We start from the raw sequence: 18,811 nt of genomic DNA on the forward strand, positions 1-18,811 counted from the left end.
CGCACATCTCCACGACCTCGCTGGCGTGGGACACCGCCACCCCGGCCGGCAGATTCATGAAGGACCCGGCGGCCAGAATGACCAGCTTCTTCCAAAAGCCCTGATGGGCGAAGGAGCGCTCGTCCCCGGTGTCTTCATCATCCTCTCCCAAAGCGCAGAAGCCCCCAATGGGCAGAAGGCGGAGGGAATACTGAGTTTCCTCCGTCTCTTTGTGCCACAGCAGCGGCCCCATGCCGACGGAAAATTCACTGACCCGGACGCCGCAGAGCTTGGCTGCCAGAAAATGACCCAACTCATGAACCGCCACCAGGAAACCGAAAATGAAGATTGCCGCCAGGACAAACACAAAACTCATGAAACGCGCTCCTCACTTAGAAAAGTTTTTCAGCACCGTCTGCCGGGCCGCCGCGTCCGCCTCCAGAATCTCCTTCAGGGACGGCTTGCGGATCACCGGCAGCTCCGTCATGGCCCCGGCGGTCAGCTCGAAAATCTGGTGAAAGCCAATTTTCTCCGCCAGGAACAGCCGGACCGCCTCCTCGTTGGCGGCGTTCAGCACAGTGCAGGCGGTGCCGCCCTTGGCGGCGGCCACCTCCGCCAGACGCAGGCAGGGAAAGGTCCGCCGGTCCGGCTCGGAGAAGGTCAGCGGCGGACAGGTCAAAAGGTTCAGAGGTTCCGACCAGGTCTCCGCCCGGCAGGGATAGGTCATGGCGTAGCGGATGGGCAGGCGCATGTCCGGCGTCCCCAGCTGGGCCAGCAGCGCCCCGTCCCGAAACTCCACCAGGGAGTGGACCACGCTCTGCCGGTGGATCACCACGTTCACCCGCTCCAGAGGCAGGCGGTAGAGCCGCATGGCCTCAATGACCTCCAGCCCCTTGTTCATCAGCGTGGCGCAGTCCACGGTAATCTTGGGGCCCATCCTCCAGTTGGGGTGCTGCAAGGCGTCCGCCGGGGTCTCCTGGTTCACCTCCGCCGCCGTCTTGCCATAAAAGGGCCCGCCGGAACAGGTCAGGATCACCTGCCGGATCTCCCCCCGGTCCACGCAGCCCTGCACGCACTGGAAAATGGCGGAGTGCTCCGAATCCACAGGGATGATCTCCGCGCCGCTGCTCTCCGCCGCGTCCATCACCAGCTCCCCGGCGCAGACCAGCGTCTCCTTGTTGGCCAGGGCAATGCGCTTGCCCTCCCGAATGGCGGCCAGGGTGGGCTTGAGGCCCACCATGCCCACCACAGCGGTCACCACCGTATCCACCCCCGGCAGCGTCGCCGCCGTGGAGAGGGCGGCGGTGCCGCCGTGAACCCGGGTCTTCGTGTCCGCCAGCCGGACCTTCAGGTCCCTTGCCGCCGCCTCGTCGGTCATGATGACCTGTCGGGGCTGAAACTTCCGGGCCTGCTCCTCCGCCAGCTTCACGCTGCGGTGGGCGGTGATGGCGGCCACGGTCAGCCCCAGCTGCTCCGCCACCTCCAGGGTCTGCCGGCCGATGGAGCCGGTGGAACCCAGGATCGAAATCGTCTTTGTCATCGTCTCATCTCTATTCTATTACAGAAAGCTGAAAATAATCTCAATCACCGGAGCCGCGAACAGCACGCTGTCAAACCGGTCCAGCACGCCGCCGTGGGCCAGGAAGAGATGTCCATAGTCTTTGATGCCAAATTCCCGTTTGATGAGGGAAAAGCTCAGGTCTCCGATCTGGGCCACCACGCCGCAGAGGAGGGCCAGCAGGGCCATGGTTCCGTACCCGATGGCGGAGCCGCCGAAAAAGCGCTCCATAGCCCACACAAACAAAAGGCCGCAAACCACGTTTCCCGCCAGTCCCCCGACGGAGCCCTCGACGGTCTTTTTCGGGCTGACCTTGGGGGCCAGCTTGTGCTTGCCCAGGGTAAGCCCGGCGAAAAACGCGAAGGTGTCGCAGGCGAAGCTGAGGATAAAGGGCAGGAGAAGATAGGCCCTATGAATGCCGGAGGCCTCCAGCCGGAGGAAGGACGCGAAGGACCAGCCGATGAAAATGCCGCCTCCCAGTCCTGCCATGATCTGTTGGAATTTCACCTCGCCGCCCTTTTGAATGGCATGGAAAAAAAACAGCAGAACTGCCAGCATGATGATGACGGCCAGATGATGACTGCGGTCATAGAGCCACCCAACCGTTACTGCGGCGGTCATCGTGCTCATGCTCACCAGTTCGCTCCGCTTCACTCCGCCGACGCATTGCTGCAATTCCATTGCCCCGACGCCCGCCAGGATGCACAGCGCGGTCATCATCACAATAGAGGGCGCGGCCAGCACTACGTACAGCAGCGCTGGAATACCCACTACGGCCACCAAGATTCTCGATTTCATGAAATCCCACATCCTTTATGTGCCGCTCGCTTCGCGGCCTCCGCAGGGGCCCTGCCCCTGCACCCCGCCAGCTTTTTGAAAAAAGCCGGACCAAAAACTTTATTTCGCCCCGCCAAAGCGGCGGTCCCGGCTGTGATAGGCCGCGATGGCCCGGTCCAGCTCCGCCTCGTCGAAGTCCGGCCAGAGGGTGTCCGTGTAGTAAAACTCCGCATAAGCGCACTGCCACAGCAAAAAGTTGCTCAGCCGCAGCTCTCCGCTGGGGCGGATGATGAGCTCCGGGTCCGGGATGCCCCGGGAGTCCAGATAGTCCGAAAACCCCGCCTCATCCAAATCATGCGGCTTCCGTATCCCGGCGGCGCAGTCCTCCGCGAACTGCCGCGCCGCCCGGACAATCTCATCCCGCCCGCCGTAGTTCAAGCACACGTTGGCTTGGAAATCGTCCTTGGAGAGGTGCTCCGTAATCTCGTCGGTCTCCTTCGCCAGAGCCCGCAGCTCCGGGGCGATGGGGGCCATGTCCCCAAAGAAGTGGAGGCGGATGTGATCCCGCTCCATGGTGTCCACCGCCTCCAGGAGATACTTCTTTAAAAGCGCCATGATGGCGGCAACCTCCGTCTCGGAGCGCTTCCAGTTCTCCGTGGAGAAGGCGTAAACCGTCAGGTACTTCACGCCGGTGTTCTTGCAGTACGTGGCGATTTTCCGGAAGGTCTCCGCTCCGGCCTTGTGGCCCGCCGTCCGGGGCAGGCCCCGCTTCTTCGCCCAGCGGCCGTTGCCGTCCATGATAATCGCAATATGACGGGGCGGCGTAAGCCGCCCCGCTTCCTTCTCTGTTCCCGTCATCAGACCGCCATCAATTCCTTTTCCTTCTTGGCAAGCAGATCATCCAGCTTCTTGCAGCTCTCGTCCGTCAGCTTCTGGAAATCCTTTTCCACCTGCTTCAGCTCGTCCTCAGTGATCTCGGACTTCTTCTCCTGCTTCTTGAAGTTGTCCATGGCGTCCCGCCGGATGTTCCGGATGGCCACCTTGCCGCTTTCGGCGTACTTGCGGATCTGCTTCACCAGCTCCTTCCGGCGCTCCTCCGTCAGCTGGGGGAAGGCCAGACGGATGGCCTTGCCGTCGTTCTGGGGATTGATGCCCAGGTCCGAGTTCTGAATGGCCTTTTCAATGAGCTTCAAAGCGGAACCGTCCCAGGGGGAGATCAGCAGCGTCCTGGGGTCGGGAGAGGAGATGGAGGCGATCTGCTGAATGGGGGTGGGACTGCCGTAATAGTCCACCATGATCCGGTCCAGCACGGCGGCGTTGGCCCGGCCCGCCCGAACGGAGGCGAAGTCCGCCGCCACAGAGTCGATGCTCTTCTTCATCTTGTCCTCATATACCTTATATTCGTCCTTCAACATAATAGAGACGCTCCTTTCAAATCGTTCCTGATCATACGTACCCGGCCTGCCGCCGGATTTCGCGCTTATTCCCTTACAATTGTTCCCACCTTTTCGCCGCAGAGGACCCGCACGATGTTCTGGGGGTCCTTCAGCGCAAAGAGCAGAACAGGAATGTGGTTGTCCATGGAGAGAGAGGTGGCGGTGGAATCCATGACCATCAGATGCTGGGCCAGCACATCGTTATAGCTGATGGCATCGTACTTCACGGCGTTGGGGTCCTTCGCCGGGTCGGCGGAATAGACGCCGTCCACGTTCTTCGCCAGCAGAATCACCTCCGCGCCGATCTCGGCGGCCCGAAGGACGGCGGCGGTATCCGTGGAGAAGAAGGGGTTTCCGGTGCCGCAGCCAAAGATGACCACTCTCCCCTTCTCCAGGTGCCGGATGGCCCGGGAGCGAATGTACGGCTCCGCGATGGGGCGCATCTCGATCGCCGTCTGAACCCGGACGGGGATGCCCTTCTGCTCGCACACATCGGCGACGGCCAGGCAGTTCATCACGGTGGCCAGCATTCCCATATGGTCGGCTCTGGTCCGCTCCATGCGTCCTCCGCCGTCCTTGGCGCCCCGCCAGAAGTTGCCTCCGCCCACTACCAGGCCGATCTGCACGCCCATATCCAGGCACTGCTTCACCACGTCGCAGACCTGACCGATCACCTCGAAATTCAATCCGTTGTGTTTGTCCCCGGCCAGGGCCTCGCCGCTGATTTTCAGCAGCACCCGCCGGTATACCGGTTTCGCCATAGCGTGACCTCCCTTTTCGGAATATGCCGTTCTTCTGGGATTTTACAGCAATTCTATTTTAACGTATTTTTCCGGTTTTGCATAGGGGGTAGACGAGATTTTCCGAAAAAAGTGGAAAACAGGCTTGCTATTCCCTGTTCCCATGGCATACAATAAGGCGCGCCGGCCTTTCCTGCCGGCCTGAAAGGAGCTTTGCCATGGTTTTTGACGGACATTCCGACCTGCTTTACGACGTTACCCGCCGCCGTCTGGCGGGGGAAACCCGCGTCTTGGAGCGCCGCCACCTGGACCGCCTCCGCCGGGGCGGTATCGAAGGGCTGGTGCTGTCCTTCTGGTACGGCCTGGGCGGCGGACAGACCTTTTGGGAGGGGGTTCCCGGCAAAGAACGCGCCGCCTACAGGCTGGAGATCATGCTCTCCTGTGCCCAGGCGGAGTTTGCCGAGTGCCCCTGGCTGGCGGTGGTCCGCACCCCCGGGGAGGCCGAAGCCGCCAAGGCACAGGGAAAAATCTACGCCTTTCTGGGGCTCGAGGGCATGGAGGGCCTGGAGGGGCCGGAGGACCTGGAGCCCCTGGCCGCGCTGGGCCTCCGGCTGGGCATGCTGACCTGGAACGAGGAGAACCGCTTTGCCGCCGGGGCCGCCCAGGACCCCGCCAAGGGACTGACCGGCCTGGGCCGCCAGGCCCTTCGCCGGATGGAGGATCTGGGGATGCTGGCCGATCTCTCCCATTTGAACGACGGAGGCTTCCGGGACGTGATCCGTCTGGCTCGGGGGCCCGTTCTTGCCTCTCATTCCAACTGCCGCGCTCTCTGCCCCCACCCGCGGAACCTTACCGACGAACAGCTCCGGGCCATCCGGGACAGCGGAGGCGTAGTGGGGCTGAACGTTCACCATAAGTTTGTCCACGAGGACCCCGCGAAGCAGACGGCGAAGACCCTGGCCCTCCACGCCGCCCACATGGCGGAGGTTATGGGCGTGGAACATGTGGCCTGCGGGTTTGACTTCTGCGAGTTCATGGGGCCCGGCAACGACGCCGCCGCAGGACTGGAGGACTGCGGACAGACGTCCCGCCTGTTCGATTGGCTGGAGCGCCTGGGAATGACCGCGGCGGAGCGGGAGCAGATTGCCCGGGGAAATTTTTTGCGGATTTTGGACAAAGCGAAAAAGTAAGCATTGAATTTTCCTTCCGGATTCACTATACTGGACACGGAAAATGAAAGGAGGCAGAGCTACTATGTGTTCCTGCAACCAACTGCTCCAGGCGCTGGAGAACGGCAAGTACGACGCGCCTCTCGCCGCTGTCTATACCGCCGAAGGGCTGACCCAGGCCCGGGCCCGGGCCCTTCATGTCACACAGGCCCTGGCGGACGCCTTCGCCCCCAAGGGCGGCACCGCCCTCTTCAGCGGCCCCGGCCGCACCGAACTGGGGGGCAACCACACGGACCATCAAAGGGGCCACGTCCTCTGCGCCAGCGTGGATATGGATATGTTGGCCTGCGCCGCCCCCAACGGACGAAACGTCATCCGGGTCCAGTCCGAGGGATATCCCACCCTGGAGGTGGATTTGACCGACCTCAGCCCCAGGCCAGAGGAGGCCAACTCCTCTGCCGCCCTGGTCCGGGGCGTGGCCGCCGGAATCGTACAGCGGGGTTATCAAATCGGCGGCTTTGACGCCTGCGCCGTGTCCAACGTCCTCTCCGGCTCCGGCCTCAGCTCCTCCGCCGCCTACGAAATTCTCATCGGCAACATCCTCAACCACTTCTTCTGCGGCGGGAAGCTGGACCCCGTCGAGCTGGCGAAAATCGGCCAGTACGCCGAGAATGTCCACTTCGGCAAGCTCAGCGGTCTGATGGATCAGATGGGCTCCTCCGTAGGCGGCGCGGTAGCCATCGATTTCGGCGACCCCGCCAATCCGGTGGTCCGGCCCATCGCCTACGACTTCGCCCGTTCCGGCCACGCGCTGTGCATTGTGGACACCGGCTCCGACCACAGCGCCAAGCACCTGACAGAGGATTACTCCGACATTACCCGGGAAATGCGCTCCGTGGCGGTCCATTTCAGCAAACAGCTCCTTCGGGAGGTTCCCGAAGCGGACTTCCGGGCGGCTATCCCCGCCCTGCGGCGGGAATGCGGCGACCGGGCCGTCCTCCGGGCCCTCCATTTCTACGACGACGACCGCCGGGCCGTCCAGGAGGCGGAGGCCCTGGCCCGGGAGGATTTTGCGGCCTTCCTGGCCCTGGTGAACGTCTCCGGCATGTCCTCCTCCCTGCACCTCCAGAACACCTGGTCCACGGCGGACCCCCGGCAGCAGGCCATCCCCGTGGCCCTGGCCTTTGGCCGGGAACTGCTGGAGGGAACCGGGGCCATCCGCGTCCACGGCGGCGGCTTTGCCGGTACTATTCAGGCGTTTGTCCCCATGGACAAGCTGGACGCATTCCGCTCCGGCATGGAGGCCCTCCTGGGCCCCGGCATGTGCCACGTCCTCCGCATCCGTCCACAGGGCGGCTGCGTCTTGGTTTCCTGAGCGCTGTATATGCTTTATAAAAGTCTTTCAGAAAGAGGAACGATCATTATGGTCAACGAAGCCGTATCCAAGCTGGCCACTTACGCGCTGCGGACAGGGTTGATTGCGGAGAGCGAGTACATCTGGGCCGTCAACTCCATTCTGGACACGCTGCGCATCGACAGCTACACGGACCCCGGACAGGAGTGGGGCGCGATTGCGCTGGCCCCTGTGCTGGAGGAACTGCTGGACGACGCCTACGCAAGAGGCGTACTGACGGAAAATTCCGTGGTCTTCCGGGACCTCTTCGACACGGAGCTGATGGGCCGCCTGACGCCCCGCCCCGCTCAGGTAATTGCGAAATTCCAGGCGCTCCGCGCCCAGGACCCCAAGGCCGCCACGGACTGGTATTACCAATTCAGCCAGGACACCAACTACATCCGCCGGGACCGCATCGCCAAAGACATGCAGTGGAAGGCCCCCACGGAGTACGGGGAGCTGGACATCACCATCAACCTCTCCAAGCCGGAGAAGGACCCCAAAGCCATCGCCGCCGCCCGGGACCTCCCCGCCTCCGACTATCCCCGCTGCCAGCTCTGCGCCTCCAACGAGGGCTACGCCGGCCGGGTGAACCACCCCGCGAGACAGAACCACCGGGTTGTCCCCATCACCATCAACGGCTCTCCCTGGTTTTTGCAGTACTCCCCTTATGTGTACTACAACGAACACTGCATCTGCCTGAACCGGGAACACACCCCCATGAAGATCGACCGGGCGTGCTTCGGCAAGCTCCTGGACTTTGTGCGGCAGTTCCCCCACTACTTCGTGGGTTCCAACGCGGACCTGCCCATCGTGGGCGGCTCCATCCTGGCCCATGACCATTTCCAGGGCGGGCGGTACACCTTCGCCATGGAGAGGGCCCCGGTGGAGACGTCTTTCACCTTTCCCGGCTTTGAGGATGTGGAGGCGGGCATTGTGAAGTGGCCCATGTCCGTGGTCCGCATCTCCTCTGAAGGCCCGGAGCGGCTGATAGACCTCGCCGACAACATTCTGGGCAAATGGCGGGGCTACACCGATGAGGCGGCGGTAATCCTCGCCGAGACGGACGGCGTGCCCCACAACACCATCACCCCCATCGCCCGGCGGCGGGGGGAGAAGTACGAATTGGACCTGGTTCTGCGGAACAACCTGACCACGGAGCAGTATCCCCTCGGCCTATACCACCCCCACGATGAGCTGCACCATATTAAAAAGGAGAACATCGGCCTCATCGAGGTCATGGGCCTGGCCGTCCTCCCCGCCCGGCTGAAAGAGGAGCTGGCGGCGGTGGCGGACTGCCTGGCCCGCGGCAAGGACCTCCGGGCCGGTGAGAAGACCGCAAAGCACGCCGACTGGGCGGAGGCCTTCGCCCCCCGCCACACCATCACGGCGGAGAACGCCCTGGAAATCGTGCAGCAAGAAACCGGCCTGGTCTTTGCCCAGGTCCTGGAGCACGCCGGGGTCTATAAGCGGACAGAGGCGGGCAGGAACGCTTTCCTCCGCTTCCTGGAGACGGTCTGATTCCGGACAGCATACCTGTTAAAGCTCCCGCCGGCAGAGCCGGCGGGAGCTTTGCCGTGCCCAGGCGTCTTGACATCCGTGGAGTTTTATATTACTATTTAAAGCCGTAAGCAGCGTTTCCCCATTTCGATTTCTGCCGGGCCAATCCCCCGGACACATAGGAGGCACAGCCATGAAAGAACAAAGCCGCAATGTCACCCAGGGCGTGGAACGGGCCCCGAACCGCTCTCTCTTTTACGCTCTGGGCTACACCAAGGAGGAATTGGAGCGCCCGCTGATCGGCGTGGTCTGCTCCTATAACGAAATCGTCCCTGGGCACATGAATCTGGACAAGATTGCCGAAGCCGTCAAAGCGGGCATCCGCTCTGCGGGAGGCACCCCCGTGGAATTCCCCGCCATCGCCGTTTGCGACGGCATCGCCATGGGCCACGTGGGCATGAAGTACTCCCTCATCACCCGGGACCTCATCGCCGACTCCACCGAGGCCATGGCCATCGCCCACCAGTTTGACGGGCTGGTGATGATCCCCAACTGCGACAAGAATGTCCCCGGCCTTCTCATGGCCGCCGCCCGGCTGAACATCCCCGCCATCTTCTGCTCCGGCGGTCCCATGCTGGCGGGCCGCCTCCAGGACGGACGCCGCACCTGCCTGAGCCACATGTTCGAGGCCGTGGGCAGCTACTACGCCGGGAAGCTGGACGAAGCCGGGGTGGAGGACTATGAGAACAACGCCTGCCCCACCTGCGGCTCCTGCTCCGGCATGTACACCGCCAACTCCATGAACTGCCTTACCGAGGCCATTGGCATGGCCCTCCGGGGCAACGGCACCATCCCCGCCGTCTGGTCTGCCCGGCTGCGCCTGGCCAAGCACACGGGTATGAAGATCATGGAACTGGTAGAGAAGAACATCCGTCCCCGGGACATCATGACTGCCGCAGCCTTCCACAACGCCGAAACTGTGGACATGGCCCTGGGCTGCTCCACCAATACCATGCTCCACCTCCCCGCCATCGCCCACGAGTGCGGCATCGAACTGGATTTGGACATGTCCAATGAAATCTCCTCCAAAACCCCCAACCTCTGCCATCTGGCCCCCGCCGGGGACACCTATATGGAGGACCTGGAGGGCGCGGGCGGCGTCTACGCCGTCATGAAGGAGCTGACAAAACGGAACCTTCTGGACACCTCCCTGCTGACCTGCACCGGACGAACCGTCGCCGGGAATCTGGAGGGCGTGGAAAACCGGAACCCGGAGCTGATCCGCCCCATAGAGAACCCCTACTCCCAGGACGGCGGCATCGCCGTGCTGAAGGGCAATCTGGCCCCGGAGGGCTGCGTGGTGAAGCGCTCCGCCGTGGCCCCTGAGATGATGACCCACACCGGCCCCGCCCGGGTCTTTGACTGCGAGGAAGACGCTATTTCCGCCATCTACGCCGGGAAAATCCAGGCCGGGGATGTGGTGGTCATCCGCTATGAGGGCCCGAAGGGCGGTCCGGGGATGCGGGAAATGCTGAATCCCACCTCCGCCATCGCGGGCATGGGCCTGGACAAGGACGTTGCCCTCATCACCGACGGCCGCTTCTCCGGCGCCACCCGAGGCGCCTCCATCGGCCACGTCTGCCCGGAAGCCGCCCGGGGCGGTCCCATCGCCTTTGTGGAGGATGGAGATACCATCGCCATTGACATCACCAAATGCTCCATCTCCCTGGAGGTAGACGAAGCGACTCTGGCGGAGCGGAAGGCCAAGTGGGTCTGTCCGGAACCCAAGATCAAGACCGGCTACGCCGCCCGGTACGCCAAGCTGGTCACCAGCGCCGCCCGGGGCGCGGTGCTGGAATAATCCCGGCAGCTCCTCCATACGATTTTCCAGGGCTGCGGACGCCCAGACTGCGGCCCTTTTTCGAAAGGGGGAATCTCCTGTGCAAAACGCGGAACTGGCCCTTCTGGACGGCATCCAGAACCTGCGGTGCGGCCCTCTCGACTGGCTGATGCCCTTCCTCAGCGGCTTGAGCAACCACGGCGAGCTCTGGATTTTTCTTGCCGCGCTCCTGCTCCTCCTCCGCCGGCAGAGGAAACATGGCATCGCCGCCGCCTGTGCTCTGGTTCTGGACCTGGTATTCTGCAACATGCTGTTAAAGCCTCTCATCGGCCGAACCCGGCCCTTTGTCTTCCGGCCGAACCTTCCCCTTCTGGTCCCTCCCCCAGGAGACGCCTCTTTCCCCTCCGGCCATACGGCGGCGGCCTTTGCCGTGGTTTTCGCCCTGCGGGCCTCGGGGAGCCCTCTGTGGCGGCCGGCGCTGGTTCTGGCGGCGGCAATCGCGTTCTCCCGTCTGTATCTCTATGTCCACTGGCCCACCGACATCGTGGGGGGCATCCTCCTGGGGGCCGCCGTAGGCTGGGCGGGGGCCAGAGCGGCGGAAACCACTCTTGCGAACTCCCAAGACTAAAGGAAACCCCGGACCCTGTTGGGTCCGGGGTTGTTCATTGCGCCAGCCTTCGTGAAAAGTACGGTTCAGCAGCAGGGAGCGGGGTTGCAGCAGTTGTTGTTGCAGCCGCCGCAGTTGCAGCCGCCGCAGTTGCAATTGCAGTTGCAGCCGCAGCCGCAGCTGTTGCCGCCCCAGCTGTTGTTGTTGCCGCAGCAGCACCAGACGATGATCAGCAGGATGATGATCCAGCAGCAGTTGCCGCCGCCAAAGCCATTATTGCACATAAGTTGAAACCTCCTGAGAGATGTAGACCGAATCGGAGCGGTCTCAGTTCATCATATGCGCCTGGCAGAAGCGGGTGACAAAGAAAAGCCGCCCGCAGGGCTTTCCCGCAGGCGGCCTCCTTTTCACAGCCGCCAATTGACCACCGGCGGCGCGGTATCTCGTTCCCATTGGGTGAAAACACCCTTGTCCATCAGCGTCTCTCCCAAGGTCCGGCCCGTACCGGAAACCTGCGCCTCCAGCGCGTAATAGGAGATGTACACCAGCTCCGCCCGGAGGAAGGGATCGCTCTGGAGCATAGCCGCCTCCCCTTCTGTCAGTACGCCGGCATTTTGCGCCCGGGCCAGCGTATCGGACAAATCCGTGTTGGCAGCGGAGCTGTATCCCAGCGCCCGAAGAACAAACTCTGTATACTGCCGGGCATTCACAGAGGCCGAGGGCCGAAACTCTGTGGCGCTGTATCCGTTGGTATATCCCCGTTCATAGGCATAACCCACATACTTGGCCCCGCTGCTGCCCGGCTGCACATCGCCAAAGGGACACGTCCCATTCCAGGCCAGCGCCTCGCTCTCCTCCCCCAAGACCCGAATGAACATAATCAGCGCCTGGAGCCGGGTAGGGGCTACCTCCAGGTCAAAGCCCTGGCCGTAGCCGGTAAAGCTGCCCTGGAAGAGGTGCATGGCTTTCAGCGCGGACGCCATGGCATTGTAATCGGTGGCGGTGGAATAGTGAAACGTGCATGCCCCCTGCCAGTCCACCACGGCCGTCTTGCTGGTAACGGTAAAACTGGCGGCGGTGTCCTCCGCCACCAGATAGCGATGTCTTGCCGCCAGGCTCTCTCCGCTGGGCAGCACGTTTCCCGTGGTCACATCCACCACCGCTCCGGCGATATAGTCCACCCGGGCGCTTCCCGCCAGCAGCAGCACGCTGTCTCCCGCAGCGGCCTGCAAAAGGTCCTCCTGCTTCAGCCGGACCTCCGTCCAGGAGGCGGCGGAGGCAGGCGCGGCGGGTTCGCCGCTCTGCCCTGAAAGCGCGGCGTCCAGACGGGCGTCCACAGCGGCATCCACCTTGCTGGTAAACGCGCCGGTGAGATAGGACAGCGAGGCCAGCGGGTCCGCCGCGTCGCCTGCGGCGGCGGCCCAGACGGCAGCGGCGGCCAGTATACACAGCGGGAGCAGAAACAAGGTCTTTTTCCGCATGAGAGCGATTCCTTTCTCCAGGTCAGCGATTGGCGATCCGGTAGCTCAAAGTCAAGAGGCTGTCCGCAAAATGGATGTTCTCAATTTTCACATCCGGTTCGCCGCAGGTCAGCTCCACATTGGTAAAATTCCAAAAGCCCCGAACCCCCAGGGCAATCAGGCGGTCCGCCGTCTCCTGGGCGATGGACTGCGGAATCGTCAGCACCACCACATCCACAGTATGGCACTTGATATAGGCGTCCACCTCGTCCATAGAATAGATGGGAACCCCGTTCACCTTGGTTCCGGTCACGGCAGGGGAAATGTCAAAAGCGGCGTCCACGGTAAAGCCCGTCTGTGTGAAGGGGAAGTTTTGCAGCAGCGCGTGGCCCAAATTGCCCACGCCAATCATAACCAGATGATGGTGGTTGTCCACCCCTAAAATGCGGCCGATTTCCGTGTGCAGTTCCTCCACATTATAGCCATAGCCCTGCTGGCCGAATTCGCCGAAGCAGCTCAAATCCTGGCGGATTTGGGAAGCGGTGATGTTCATCTCCTGTCCCAGGGAATGGGAAGAAATGCGCACCACGCCCTTGGCGCAAAGCTCTGTCAATTGCCGGTAATAGCGAGGCAGCCGCCGGATCACGGCATCCGAGACATTATCCTTTTTCAAAACGCTCACTCCCCCTGGCTCTTGTTAAATTATTTTCAATTCCTAGTTTAGCCTAAATCCACCAACTTGTCAATTTTTTTAACAATCTTTTTCTGCAAAATTTTTTTAAAAAACACTTTACAGAAAGGGAAAATTCTGCTATACTACGTAGGACATGTAAGGAAGCCGCTTTTGTTCCAATTTGCAGATAATTTCATATTGTTCGGTATGCGCCCGTGGCGCAGTTGGATAGCGCGTCAGACTCCGACTCTGAAGGCCGCTGGTTCGAATCCAGTCGGGCGTACCAAAAGCTCTAAAAACGCAGTTTTTAGAGCTTTTTTGTAACTTTTCGCATTCATTTTGTAAATTTGAAAAGGAGGAATTCATCATGTCCAAATACGCCGGAACCCAGACAGAGAAAAACCTGCAGGCCGCTTTTGCCGGGGAGTCCCAGGCCCGGAACAAGTACACCTATTTTGCATCCAAGGCCAAGAAAGAGGGCTTCGAGCAGATTGCCGCCCTGTTTCTGAAAACCGCAGACAACGAGAAGGAACACGCCAAAATGTGGTTCAAGGAACTGGCGGGCATCGGGTCCACTGCTGAGAACCTGGGAGCCGCCGCCGACGGGGAGAACTACGAGTGGACGGATATGTACGCCGGGTTTGCCGAGACCGCAGAGGCGGAGGGCTTCCCCGAGCTGGCTGCAAAATTCCGTATGGTTGGCGAGATCGAGAAGCACCACGAGGAGCGGTACCGGGCTCTGCTCCGCAATGTAGAGGCCCAGGAAGTCTTTAAGAAGAGCGAGGTCAAGGTCTGGGAATGCCGGAACTGCGGGCACATCGTGGTGGGTGAAAAGGCCCCCGATGTTTGCCCCGTCTGCGCCCATCCCCAGGCTTACTTCGAGATTCACGCAGAGAATTATTGAGTACATACAAACGACGGCATGGAGCGTTGCTCCATGCCGCTTGTCTATCCAAGGATGATCCTCCCCTATACCCCTCTGATTTGCTGTTCCTCCTCCTGGCGGAAGGAGTCGGGCGGTTCTAACCCCAGCTCATGAGTGATTCCACAAGCCAGACGCAATCCGGCTATGAAGCTGGTCAGGGGCAGGTCGTCTTGCAGTCTTGCCTCTGCATCTACCAACTCCAGCAACTCTCGCCGCCGTTTCCGGCCCAGCCTCTTTTCCAGTCTCCGGTGCAGCCAGACCATTTCCGCCTGTTCTTCAACACAAGGAGTCTCCAGCGAAAAGTAGACGTACCTGTCCCCTGACGCGGTCTTGGTGTCCTTGACGATGATGTCCTCTCCGGTGATCTTCACCACATTCCGCTGAATGTGAATGCTGCTTTTCTCGCAGTCAATATCGGACCACTTCAGGCCGCAGCACTCGCCCCGCCGCATTCCGGTGGCAATAATCAGCTTGTAAGTGGCAATAATCAGCTTGTAATGGGTCTCGTACTTGAGGCTCTCGTTCTCCAGCGCCGCGATGATCTTCTGCACAGTCGCTTCGTCAGCCACGCCGGATTGTGATTGATAAAGCCGCTCTCCATCGCATCGGAGAGGATCCCGCACAGGCACGCGTGGACTCCCTCTACCGTGTACTCGGAGAGCGGCTCTCCCGTATTCTGACTGATCTGCTTCCGCAGTTCGGTGTAGATATCCCGGAAATTCTTAGGGCGGAGCTCTGCCAGCCCGTCCCCCAGGATCTGGCTCTCCATACAGAAGTGGACATTAGGCGGCGCGTCCTCCGTCACATCAAACAGCCGATTCTGGATACGGAGATGGGAGTCCTCCAGGCAGAGGTACAGCGTGGTCCCCTGCTCCACCTGCATTCCCCAGACGGGTTCGCCTTTGGCAACGGTCACCGCCAGCCACAACGCCAGCCAGGACTTCCCGACCTTCGGGAATCCGGCGAGGATGTGCAGGCCCTGGGAGATCAGCGTGTCCACCACCAATTTATTGACAGCCTATTTTGCAGGGTATGAAATGAACCGCTATACATTCAAAACCTACATCTCCAACTGCAGAGAGTATTTTTGTTATGGTCCTGACTCACCGCTGGAAAAAAAAGACTTCCCGTTTTCGGAAAGTCTTTTGAAGCTGCTGCGTCTGGACATTTGGAGATACGAACCTCTGATTAAGGATATGGGGAACGCACTCTTACGGTTCTATCAGACGAAAGCGCCACAGGATGCCGGCATTGTCCTCGCCGGATTGGACGAGCTGGCGGAGGCTCACATCTATTTCCAGCAGCTCCGCCTGGACTGGATGGAACGTTTTGAACAGGCAGCAAACTTGGATAACTCCGCATTGATTGATCTGCTGCCCGAAAAAGAGCTGACGCACATCCCCAGCACTATTGACACCATGCAGAAACAGATCCAGCGGCTCTTTCAGAATGTGCTGGACATTGATCTGGGGAAAAAGTCCTCTGTCCAAACACTGATGGCGAGTTACTACAGCCAAGCAGGGTCTGATACCCTGAACACGTTTCAGTTCCGTACCCTGCCGCTGCGATTCGAGCCGGCAGACTCCCGTACCTTTACGGAAGTCCTCTATCCTAAAACCATCTATGATCTGACCGACTGCTTCCTCCGGGAGTGCGTCCAGCGGGAGCAGCGGATGCGCGTGTGCAAAAACTGCGGCCTCTACTTCGCCGTCAAGGGCAGGGGCACCGCCGAGTACCGCGACGTCACCACAGATGAGAAGGGCCGCGTCTGCAAGGAAATCGGCGCCTTCGTCCACTGGTCCCAGAGCAAGGAGGACGATGAGATCTTCAAGGTTTACCGCCGGGAGTACAAGAAGCGGTTTGCCTGGACAAAGACCGGAAAGGTCACTCCTGCTACGCTCTACGCCTGGGGCGAGAGGGCCAGAGAGAAAAAAACGGAATGCGAAGAGGGGAAGATCACGCTGGAGGAATATCGGGAGTGGCTGAAGGATCCATAGCCTGTAAAATGCTATAAAGCAGCGGATCCAATTTTAGAATTTGCCGCTTTTTATAAATTCGTGTTTTCTTAGCTCCCTATAGCAATCATCAGAAATAATGAATTGGAATGTAGGGTGATACAAAATAGCAAAAAGGAAAAGCGCAAAAACCGACAAAAAAAGCAAAGTCCTATTAGAATCCACATCTGCGGAACGCAAGTTTCAAGACACCGAAGCAGGCAGTACGAGCCAGACACCGGCAGAAATAAAAGCGGACCCTCCAAGAGTGGTAAAAGACAGGATCGAAGAGCTTCCACAGATCGGACCTGCCAAACCGGTCCTGGAGGAACGGCCAGAGGCAGCCCGTACGGAAGCCGCAGAGGAGAATGCTCCGGCATCTGAGCCTGTGGAAGCGCCCGTGCCGGAGCAGCCCGGCGGGTCCCACAGAAGAAGCGTCGTGTTCATCGGTTCGGAATGCTACCCATTTGTCAAAACCGGCGGCCTGGGCGATGTGATGTACGCGCTTCCCAAGGCGCTGGTGAAGCAAAACTGCGATGTGAAAGTCATCCTTCCCCGCTATAAGTGCATCCCGTGGGAGTATCAGCAGAAAATGATTTACCGCGGCTCTTTTCAGATGGACCTCTGCGCCGATGGCCGGTCTTATTATGTGGGCATCATGGAGTATGTCTGGGATGGCGTGGTATACGATTTCATTGACAACGAAGAGTTTTTCAGCTGGGGAAATCCATACACCAATCTTATTGATGATATACCCAAATACTGCTACTTTGCAAAAGCGGCTCTCGCGGCGCTGAACTACATGGATTGGGTCCCCGATATCATCCACTGCCACGCCTGGCAGGCCGCCCTAATCCCGGTATATCTGAGGACTTTGTTTGCTGAGACAAAGCTGACCTCCGCAAAGACAATCCTGACAATCCACAATCTCCGTTTCCAGGGAATTTACGATATTCCCACGATCCGCTACTGGTCCGGACTGCCGGATTACGTCTTTAACAAGGACGCTTTGAAAACGGGCTATAACGACGCAAATATGCTCAAAGGCGGATTGGCCTACGCAAATGTCATTACCACCATGAGCCAGACCTATGCGGGTGAGATTCAGAGCGCGTACTACGGAGAGACCTTAGACGCCCATCTGCGGTATCATTCCGGCAAACTGCGCGGCATTGTAAACGGCATCGACTATGATATATGGAACCCGGAGACCGATTCCTGCCTGCATGCCGGCTACAGCATATCCAATGTTCTGGAAAAGAAAAAGGAGAATAAGAGGAATTGGGCTTGGTCCAAGACAGCGGCAAATTTGTGATCGGACTGATTTCCCGTCTGACGAATCAGAAAGGACTGGATTTGGTCAATGCCGTTCTTCCCCAAATTGTGGACGAGGATACGCAAGTTGTGGTGCTCGGCAGCGGAGACCAGGTATATGAGGACGCTTTCCAGTATTATGAGAGTGCGTATAAAGGGCGTGTGTGCGCGAATATCATGTACGATGAAGCGCGGTCGCATAGGATCTACGCAGGAGCGGACGCCCTGTTGGTCCCGTCTCAATTTGAGCCCTGCGGGCTGACGCAGCTAATCGCCATGCACTACGGCACCATTCCCATCGTCCGGGAAACCGGCGGTTTGAAGGATACGGTGGAGCCTTATAACATGGGCCTCAACTCCGGGAATGGCTTCACCTTCGACCGCTGCGACGCCGGCCTGCTTCTGAACGCCATCAACCGGGCGAAGGCGTTCTATTTTGACCAGCGCAAGTATTGGGATGAAATGATCCTGTGGGATATGGTGAAGGACCTGTCCTGGGAGAACTCCGCAAAACAATATAAAGACTTGTATCTGAGCCTGGCTTGATGAATACGCCGGGACTTGTTTAAGAACCTGTATTCACAACCGTCGGACGCCGTCTGGACGGTCCTCGTCAGAAGAAACTCCGCTCGTTCCGCCTCCGGCTATGCCGAAAGCTCCGCTCTGCTGCATTTCTCCATCTCCGGCCTGAGAGCCGCCCTACGGGCGGTTGATCTCTGAACCGCGCCTGCAGGCGCAGTCCTCTCCCCACGAAATCTTCGATTTCGCGGGGACCCCTATCCGCCGTACTGCGTCGCTTTCCCTTGCCATACGTCAATATAGCTGCGGAACCGCTCCTTGTCTGGCGGGAAAAATCCTCGCCCATTCGGCATCCCCGGTATGAATACGGGTTCTAAGAAGAAAAAGCGGGTGCTGTCAAAAGACAGCACCCGTTTCGTCATTAAAATTCCAGATTTCTTCCCTCGCGGTCAAAGATATGGCACACACTGCCGGAGAAGGTGAGATTCAGCTGGTCGCCGGCGTGGAAGGAATCGATGTGCTGCCCCTCGGTGTCCATGGTGGGAACGATGACCACCACGTCCTTACCGTTGGCGTTGGCATGGAAGTGGACCTCGCTGCCCATCATCTCGCTGACCTCCACAGTGGCGGTGAGGGTGTTGCCCGGCTCTTTAGAGAGCACCATGTGGCTGGGCCGGACGCCCAGGGTAATGGCCTGGGCGGATACCTTTTTCGCCGCCAGGTTCTTCTGCTTGTCGCCGGACAGCTCCACCGTGCAGCCGCCGACGGACACAGAGTACTTTCCGCCCTCGTTTTTCAGCTGCGCGTCGAAGAAGTTCATCTGGGGCATGCCGATGAACCCGGCCACAAAGAGATTGGCGGGGTGGTCGAACACCTCCTGGGGGGTGCCGATCTGCTGGATGAAGCCGTCCTTCATGATGACGATCC

Annotated in this window: 21 protein-coding genes and 1 tRNA gene; 10 read left to right on the top strand and 12 right to left on the bottom strand. The window is 60.0% G+C overall.

Annotated features, from left to right (window positions below):
* The 6 genes from QZ329_RS11335 to pyrH form a co-directional block, all read right to left on the bottom strand.
* Positions 1-355 (bottom strand): site-2 protease family protein (locus tag QZ329_RS11335; protein ID WP_295752668.1); only part of this gene is annotated, 355 nt, incomplete at its 3' end.
* 12 nt (positions 356-367) lie between these two features.
* Positions 368-1,519, bottom strand: a complete 1,152-nt coding sequence (locus QZ329_RS11340; RefSeq protein ID WP_295752670.1) for a 1-deoxy-D-xylulose-5-phosphate reductoisomerase — start codon at positions 1,517-1,519, stop codon at positions 368-370.
* Between the two features lie 18 nt (positions 1,520-1,537).
* Positions 1,538-2,335 (bottom strand): phosphatidate cytidylyltransferase, encoded by a 798-nt coding sequence (locus QZ329_RS11345; RefSeq protein ID WP_295752672.1) that lies wholly within the window; start codon positions 2,333-2,335, stop codon positions 1,538-1,540.
* 99 nt (positions 2,336-2,434) lie between these two features.
* On the bottom strand, positions 2,435-3,172 hold the full coding sequence (gene uppS / locus QZ329_RS11350) for a polyprenyl diphosphate synthase (protein WP_295752674.1): 738 nt from the start codon (positions 3,170-3,172) through the stop codon (positions 2,435-2,437).
* Positions 3,172-3,729: a ribosome recycling factor gene (frr, locus tag QZ329_RS11355; RefSeq protein WP_295752677.1), complete on the bottom strand. Its 558-nt coding sequence runs from the start codon at positions 3,727-3,729 to the stop codon at positions 3,172-3,174. Before frr ends, uppS begins: the two co-directional genes overlap by 1 nt.
* Positions 3,730-3,794: 65 nt before the next feature.
* Positions 3,795-4,511 (bottom strand): UMP kinase, encoded by a 717-nt coding sequence (gene pyrH / locus QZ329_RS11360; protein ID WP_295752679.1) that lies wholly within the window; start codon positions 4,509-4,511, stop codon positions 3,795-3,797.
* Between the two features lie 197 nt (positions 4,512-4,708).
* Here pyrH and QZ329_RS11365 point away from each other — a divergent pair, with 197 nt between their 5' ends.
* From QZ329_RS11365 to QZ329_RS11385, 5 genes are all read left to right on the top strand, one after another.
* On the top strand, positions 4,709-5,680 hold the full coding sequence (locus QZ329_RS11365; RefSeq protein WP_295752680.1) for a membrane dipeptidase: 972 nt from the start codon (positions 4,709-4,711) through the stop codon (positions 5,678-5,680).
* A 64-nt stretch (positions 5,681-5,744) separates the two neighbouring features.
* On the top strand, positions 5,745-7,034 hold the full coding sequence (locus QZ329_RS11370) for a galactokinase family protein (protein ID WP_295752683.1): 1,290 nt from the start codon (positions 5,745-5,747) through the stop codon (positions 7,032-7,034).
* A gap of 48 nt (positions 7,035-7,082) precedes the next feature.
* Entirely contained in the window at positions 7,083-8,573 is a 1,491-nt protein-coding gene (gene galT / locus QZ329_RS11375) for a UDP-glucose--hexose-1-phosphate uridylyltransferase (protein ID WP_295752685.1), read from the top strand.
* Positions 8,574-8,745: 172 nt separating this feature from the next.
* Positions 8,746-10,413 carry a dihydroxy-acid dehydratase gene (gene ilvD, locus QZ329_RS11380; RefSeq protein WP_295752687.1) on the top strand — a complete coding sequence of 556 codons (1,668 nt, stop codon included), beginning with the start codon at positions 8,746-8,748 and terminating at the stop codon, positions 10,411-10,413.
* Between the two features lie 79 nt (positions 10,414-10,492).
* A complete protein-coding gene (locus QZ329_RS11385; protein WP_295752688.1) occupies positions 10,493-11,020 on the top strand; it encodes a phosphatase PAP2 family protein in 528 nt (175 codons plus the stop codon).
* 65 nt (positions 11,021-11,085) lie between these two features.
* On the opposite strand, the gene QZ329_RS11390 is transcribed toward QZ329_RS11385, so the two are convergent.
* From QZ329_RS11390 to QZ329_RS11400, 3 genes are all read right to left on the bottom strand, one after another.
* Entirely contained in the window at positions 11,086-11,283 is a 198-nt protein-coding gene (locus QZ329_RS11390) for a hypothetical protein (RefSeq protein WP_295752690.1), read from the bottom strand.
* A gap of 123 nt (positions 11,284-11,406) precedes the next feature.
* Positions 11,407-12,480 (bottom strand): S-layer homology domain-containing protein, encoded by a 1,074-nt coding sequence (locus QZ329_RS11395; protein WP_295752692.1) that lies wholly within the window; start codon positions 12,478-12,480, stop codon positions 11,407-11,409.
* A gap of 22 nt (positions 12,481-12,502) precedes the next feature.
* A complete protein-coding gene (locus QZ329_RS11400) occupies positions 12,503-13,132 on the bottom strand; it encodes a redox-sensing transcriptional repressor Rex (protein ID WP_295752695.1) in 630 nt (209 codons plus the stop codon).
* A gap of 209 nt (positions 13,133-13,341) precedes the next feature.
* On the opposite strand from QZ329_RS11400, the gene QZ329_RS11405 reads away from it, so the two are divergent.
* Positions 13,342-13,418 (top strand) — tRNA-Arg (locus QZ329_RS11405).
* Between the two features lie 81 nt (positions 13,419-13,499).
* Positions 13,500-14,036: a rubrerythrin gene (gene rbr, locus QZ329_RS11410; protein WP_295752697.1), complete on the top strand. Its 537-nt coding sequence runs from the start codon at positions 13,500-13,502 to the stop codon at positions 14,034-14,036.
* A 65-nt stretch (positions 14,037-14,101) separates the two neighbouring features.
* Here rbr and QZ329_RS11415 read toward each other — a convergent pair whose 3' ends face one another.
* On the bottom strand, positions 14,102-14,608 hold the full coding sequence (locus QZ329_RS11415) for a tyrosine-type recombinase/integrase (protein ID WP_295752698.1): 507 nt from the start codon (positions 14,606-14,608) through the stop codon (positions 14,102-14,104).
* Entirely contained in the window at positions 14,545-15,060 is a 516-nt protein-coding gene (locus QZ329_RS11420) for an AAA family ATPase (RefSeq protein ID WP_295752704.1), read from the bottom strand. Before QZ329_RS11420 ends, QZ329_RS11415 begins: the two co-directional genes overlap by 64 nt.
* Positions 15,061-15,202: 142 nt before the next feature.
* On the opposite strand from QZ329_RS11420, the gene QZ329_RS11425 reads away from it, so the two are divergent.
* From QZ329_RS11425 to QZ329_RS15635, 3 genes are all read left to right on the top strand, one after another.
* Positions 15,203-16,054: a DUF6076 domain-containing protein gene (locus QZ329_RS11425; protein ID WP_365351950.1), complete on the top strand. Its 852-nt coding sequence runs from the start codon at positions 15,203-15,205 to the stop codon at positions 16,052-16,054.
* Between the two features lie 397 nt (positions 16,055-16,451).
* On the top strand, positions 16,452-17,366 hold the full coding sequence (locus tag QZ329_RS15630; protein WP_365351953.1) for a glycogen/starch synthase: 915 nt from the start codon (positions 16,452-16,454) through the stop codon (positions 17,364-17,366).
* Positions 17,333-17,911 carry a glycosyltransferase gene (locus QZ329_RS15635; protein WP_365351955.1) on the top strand — a complete coding sequence of 193 codons (579 nt, stop codon included), beginning with the start codon at positions 17,333-17,335 and terminating at the stop codon, positions 17,909-17,911. The genes QZ329_RS15630 and QZ329_RS15635 overlap by 34 nt, the downstream gene beginning before the upstream one ends.
* Before the next feature lie 394 nt (positions 17,912-18,305).
* Here the strand turns inward: QZ329_RS15635 and QZ329_RS11435 are convergent.
* Positions 18,306-18,811, bottom strand: a 506-nt coding sequence (locus tag QZ329_RS11435; RefSeq protein ID WP_295752702.1) for a TOBE domain-containing protein, incomplete at its 5' end; no start/stop codon positions are given.

This window comes from uncultured Oscillibacter sp. (assembly GCF_910579365.1).
Classification (GTDB): domain Bacteria; phylum Bacillota; class Clostridia; order Oscillospirales; family Oscillospiraceae; genus Oscillibacter.

Excerpts from the sequence above, each read along its gene's own strand:
- QZ329_RS11340 (WP_295752670.1), bottom strand. The coding sequence starts at position 1,519 with ATGACAAAGACGATTTCGATCCTGGGTTCCACCGGCTCCATCGGCCGG.
- QZ329_RS11345 (WP_295752672.1), bottom strand. The coding sequence starts at position 2,335 with ATGAAATCGAGAATCTTGGTGGCCGTAGTGGGTATTCCAGCGCTGCTG.
- uppS (WP_295752674.1), bottom strand. The coding sequence starts at position 3,172 with ATGACGGGAACAGAGAAGGAAGCGGGGCGGCTTACGCCGCCCCGTCAT.
- frr (WP_295752677.1), bottom strand. The coding sequence starts at position 3,729 with ATGTTGAAGGACGAATATAAGGTATATGAGGACAAGATGAAGAAGAGC.
- pyrH (WP_295752679.1), bottom strand. The coding sequence starts at position 4,511 with ATGGCGAAACCGGTATACCGGCGGGTGCTGCTGAAAATCAGCGGCGAG.
- QZ329_RS11365 (WP_295752680.1), top strand. The coding sequence starts at position 4,709 with ATGGTTTTTGACGGACATTCCGACCTGCTTTACGACGTTACCCGCCGC.
- QZ329_RS11370 (WP_295752683.1), top strand. The coding sequence starts at position 5,745 with ATGTGTTCCTGCAACCAACTGCTCCAGGCGCTGGAGAACGGCAAGTAC.
- galT (WP_295752685.1), top strand. The coding sequence starts at position 7,083 with ATGGTCAACGAAGCCGTATCCAAGCTGGCCACTTACGCGCTGCGGACA.
- ilvD (WP_295752687.1), top strand. The coding sequence starts at position 8,746 with ATGAAAGAACAAAGCCGCAATGTCACCCAGGGCGTGGAACGGGCCCCG.
- QZ329_RS11390 (WP_295752690.1), bottom strand. The coding sequence starts at position 11,283 with ATGTGCAATAATGGCTTTGGCGGCGGCAACTGCTGCTGGATCATCATC.
- QZ329_RS11395 (WP_295752692.1), bottom strand. The coding sequence starts at position 12,480 with ATGCGGAAAAAGACCTTGTTTCTGCTCCCGCTGTGTATACTGGCCGCC.
- rbr (WP_295752697.1), top strand. The coding sequence starts at position 13,500 with ATGTCCAAATACGCCGGAACCCAGACAGAGAAAAACCTGCAGGCCGCT.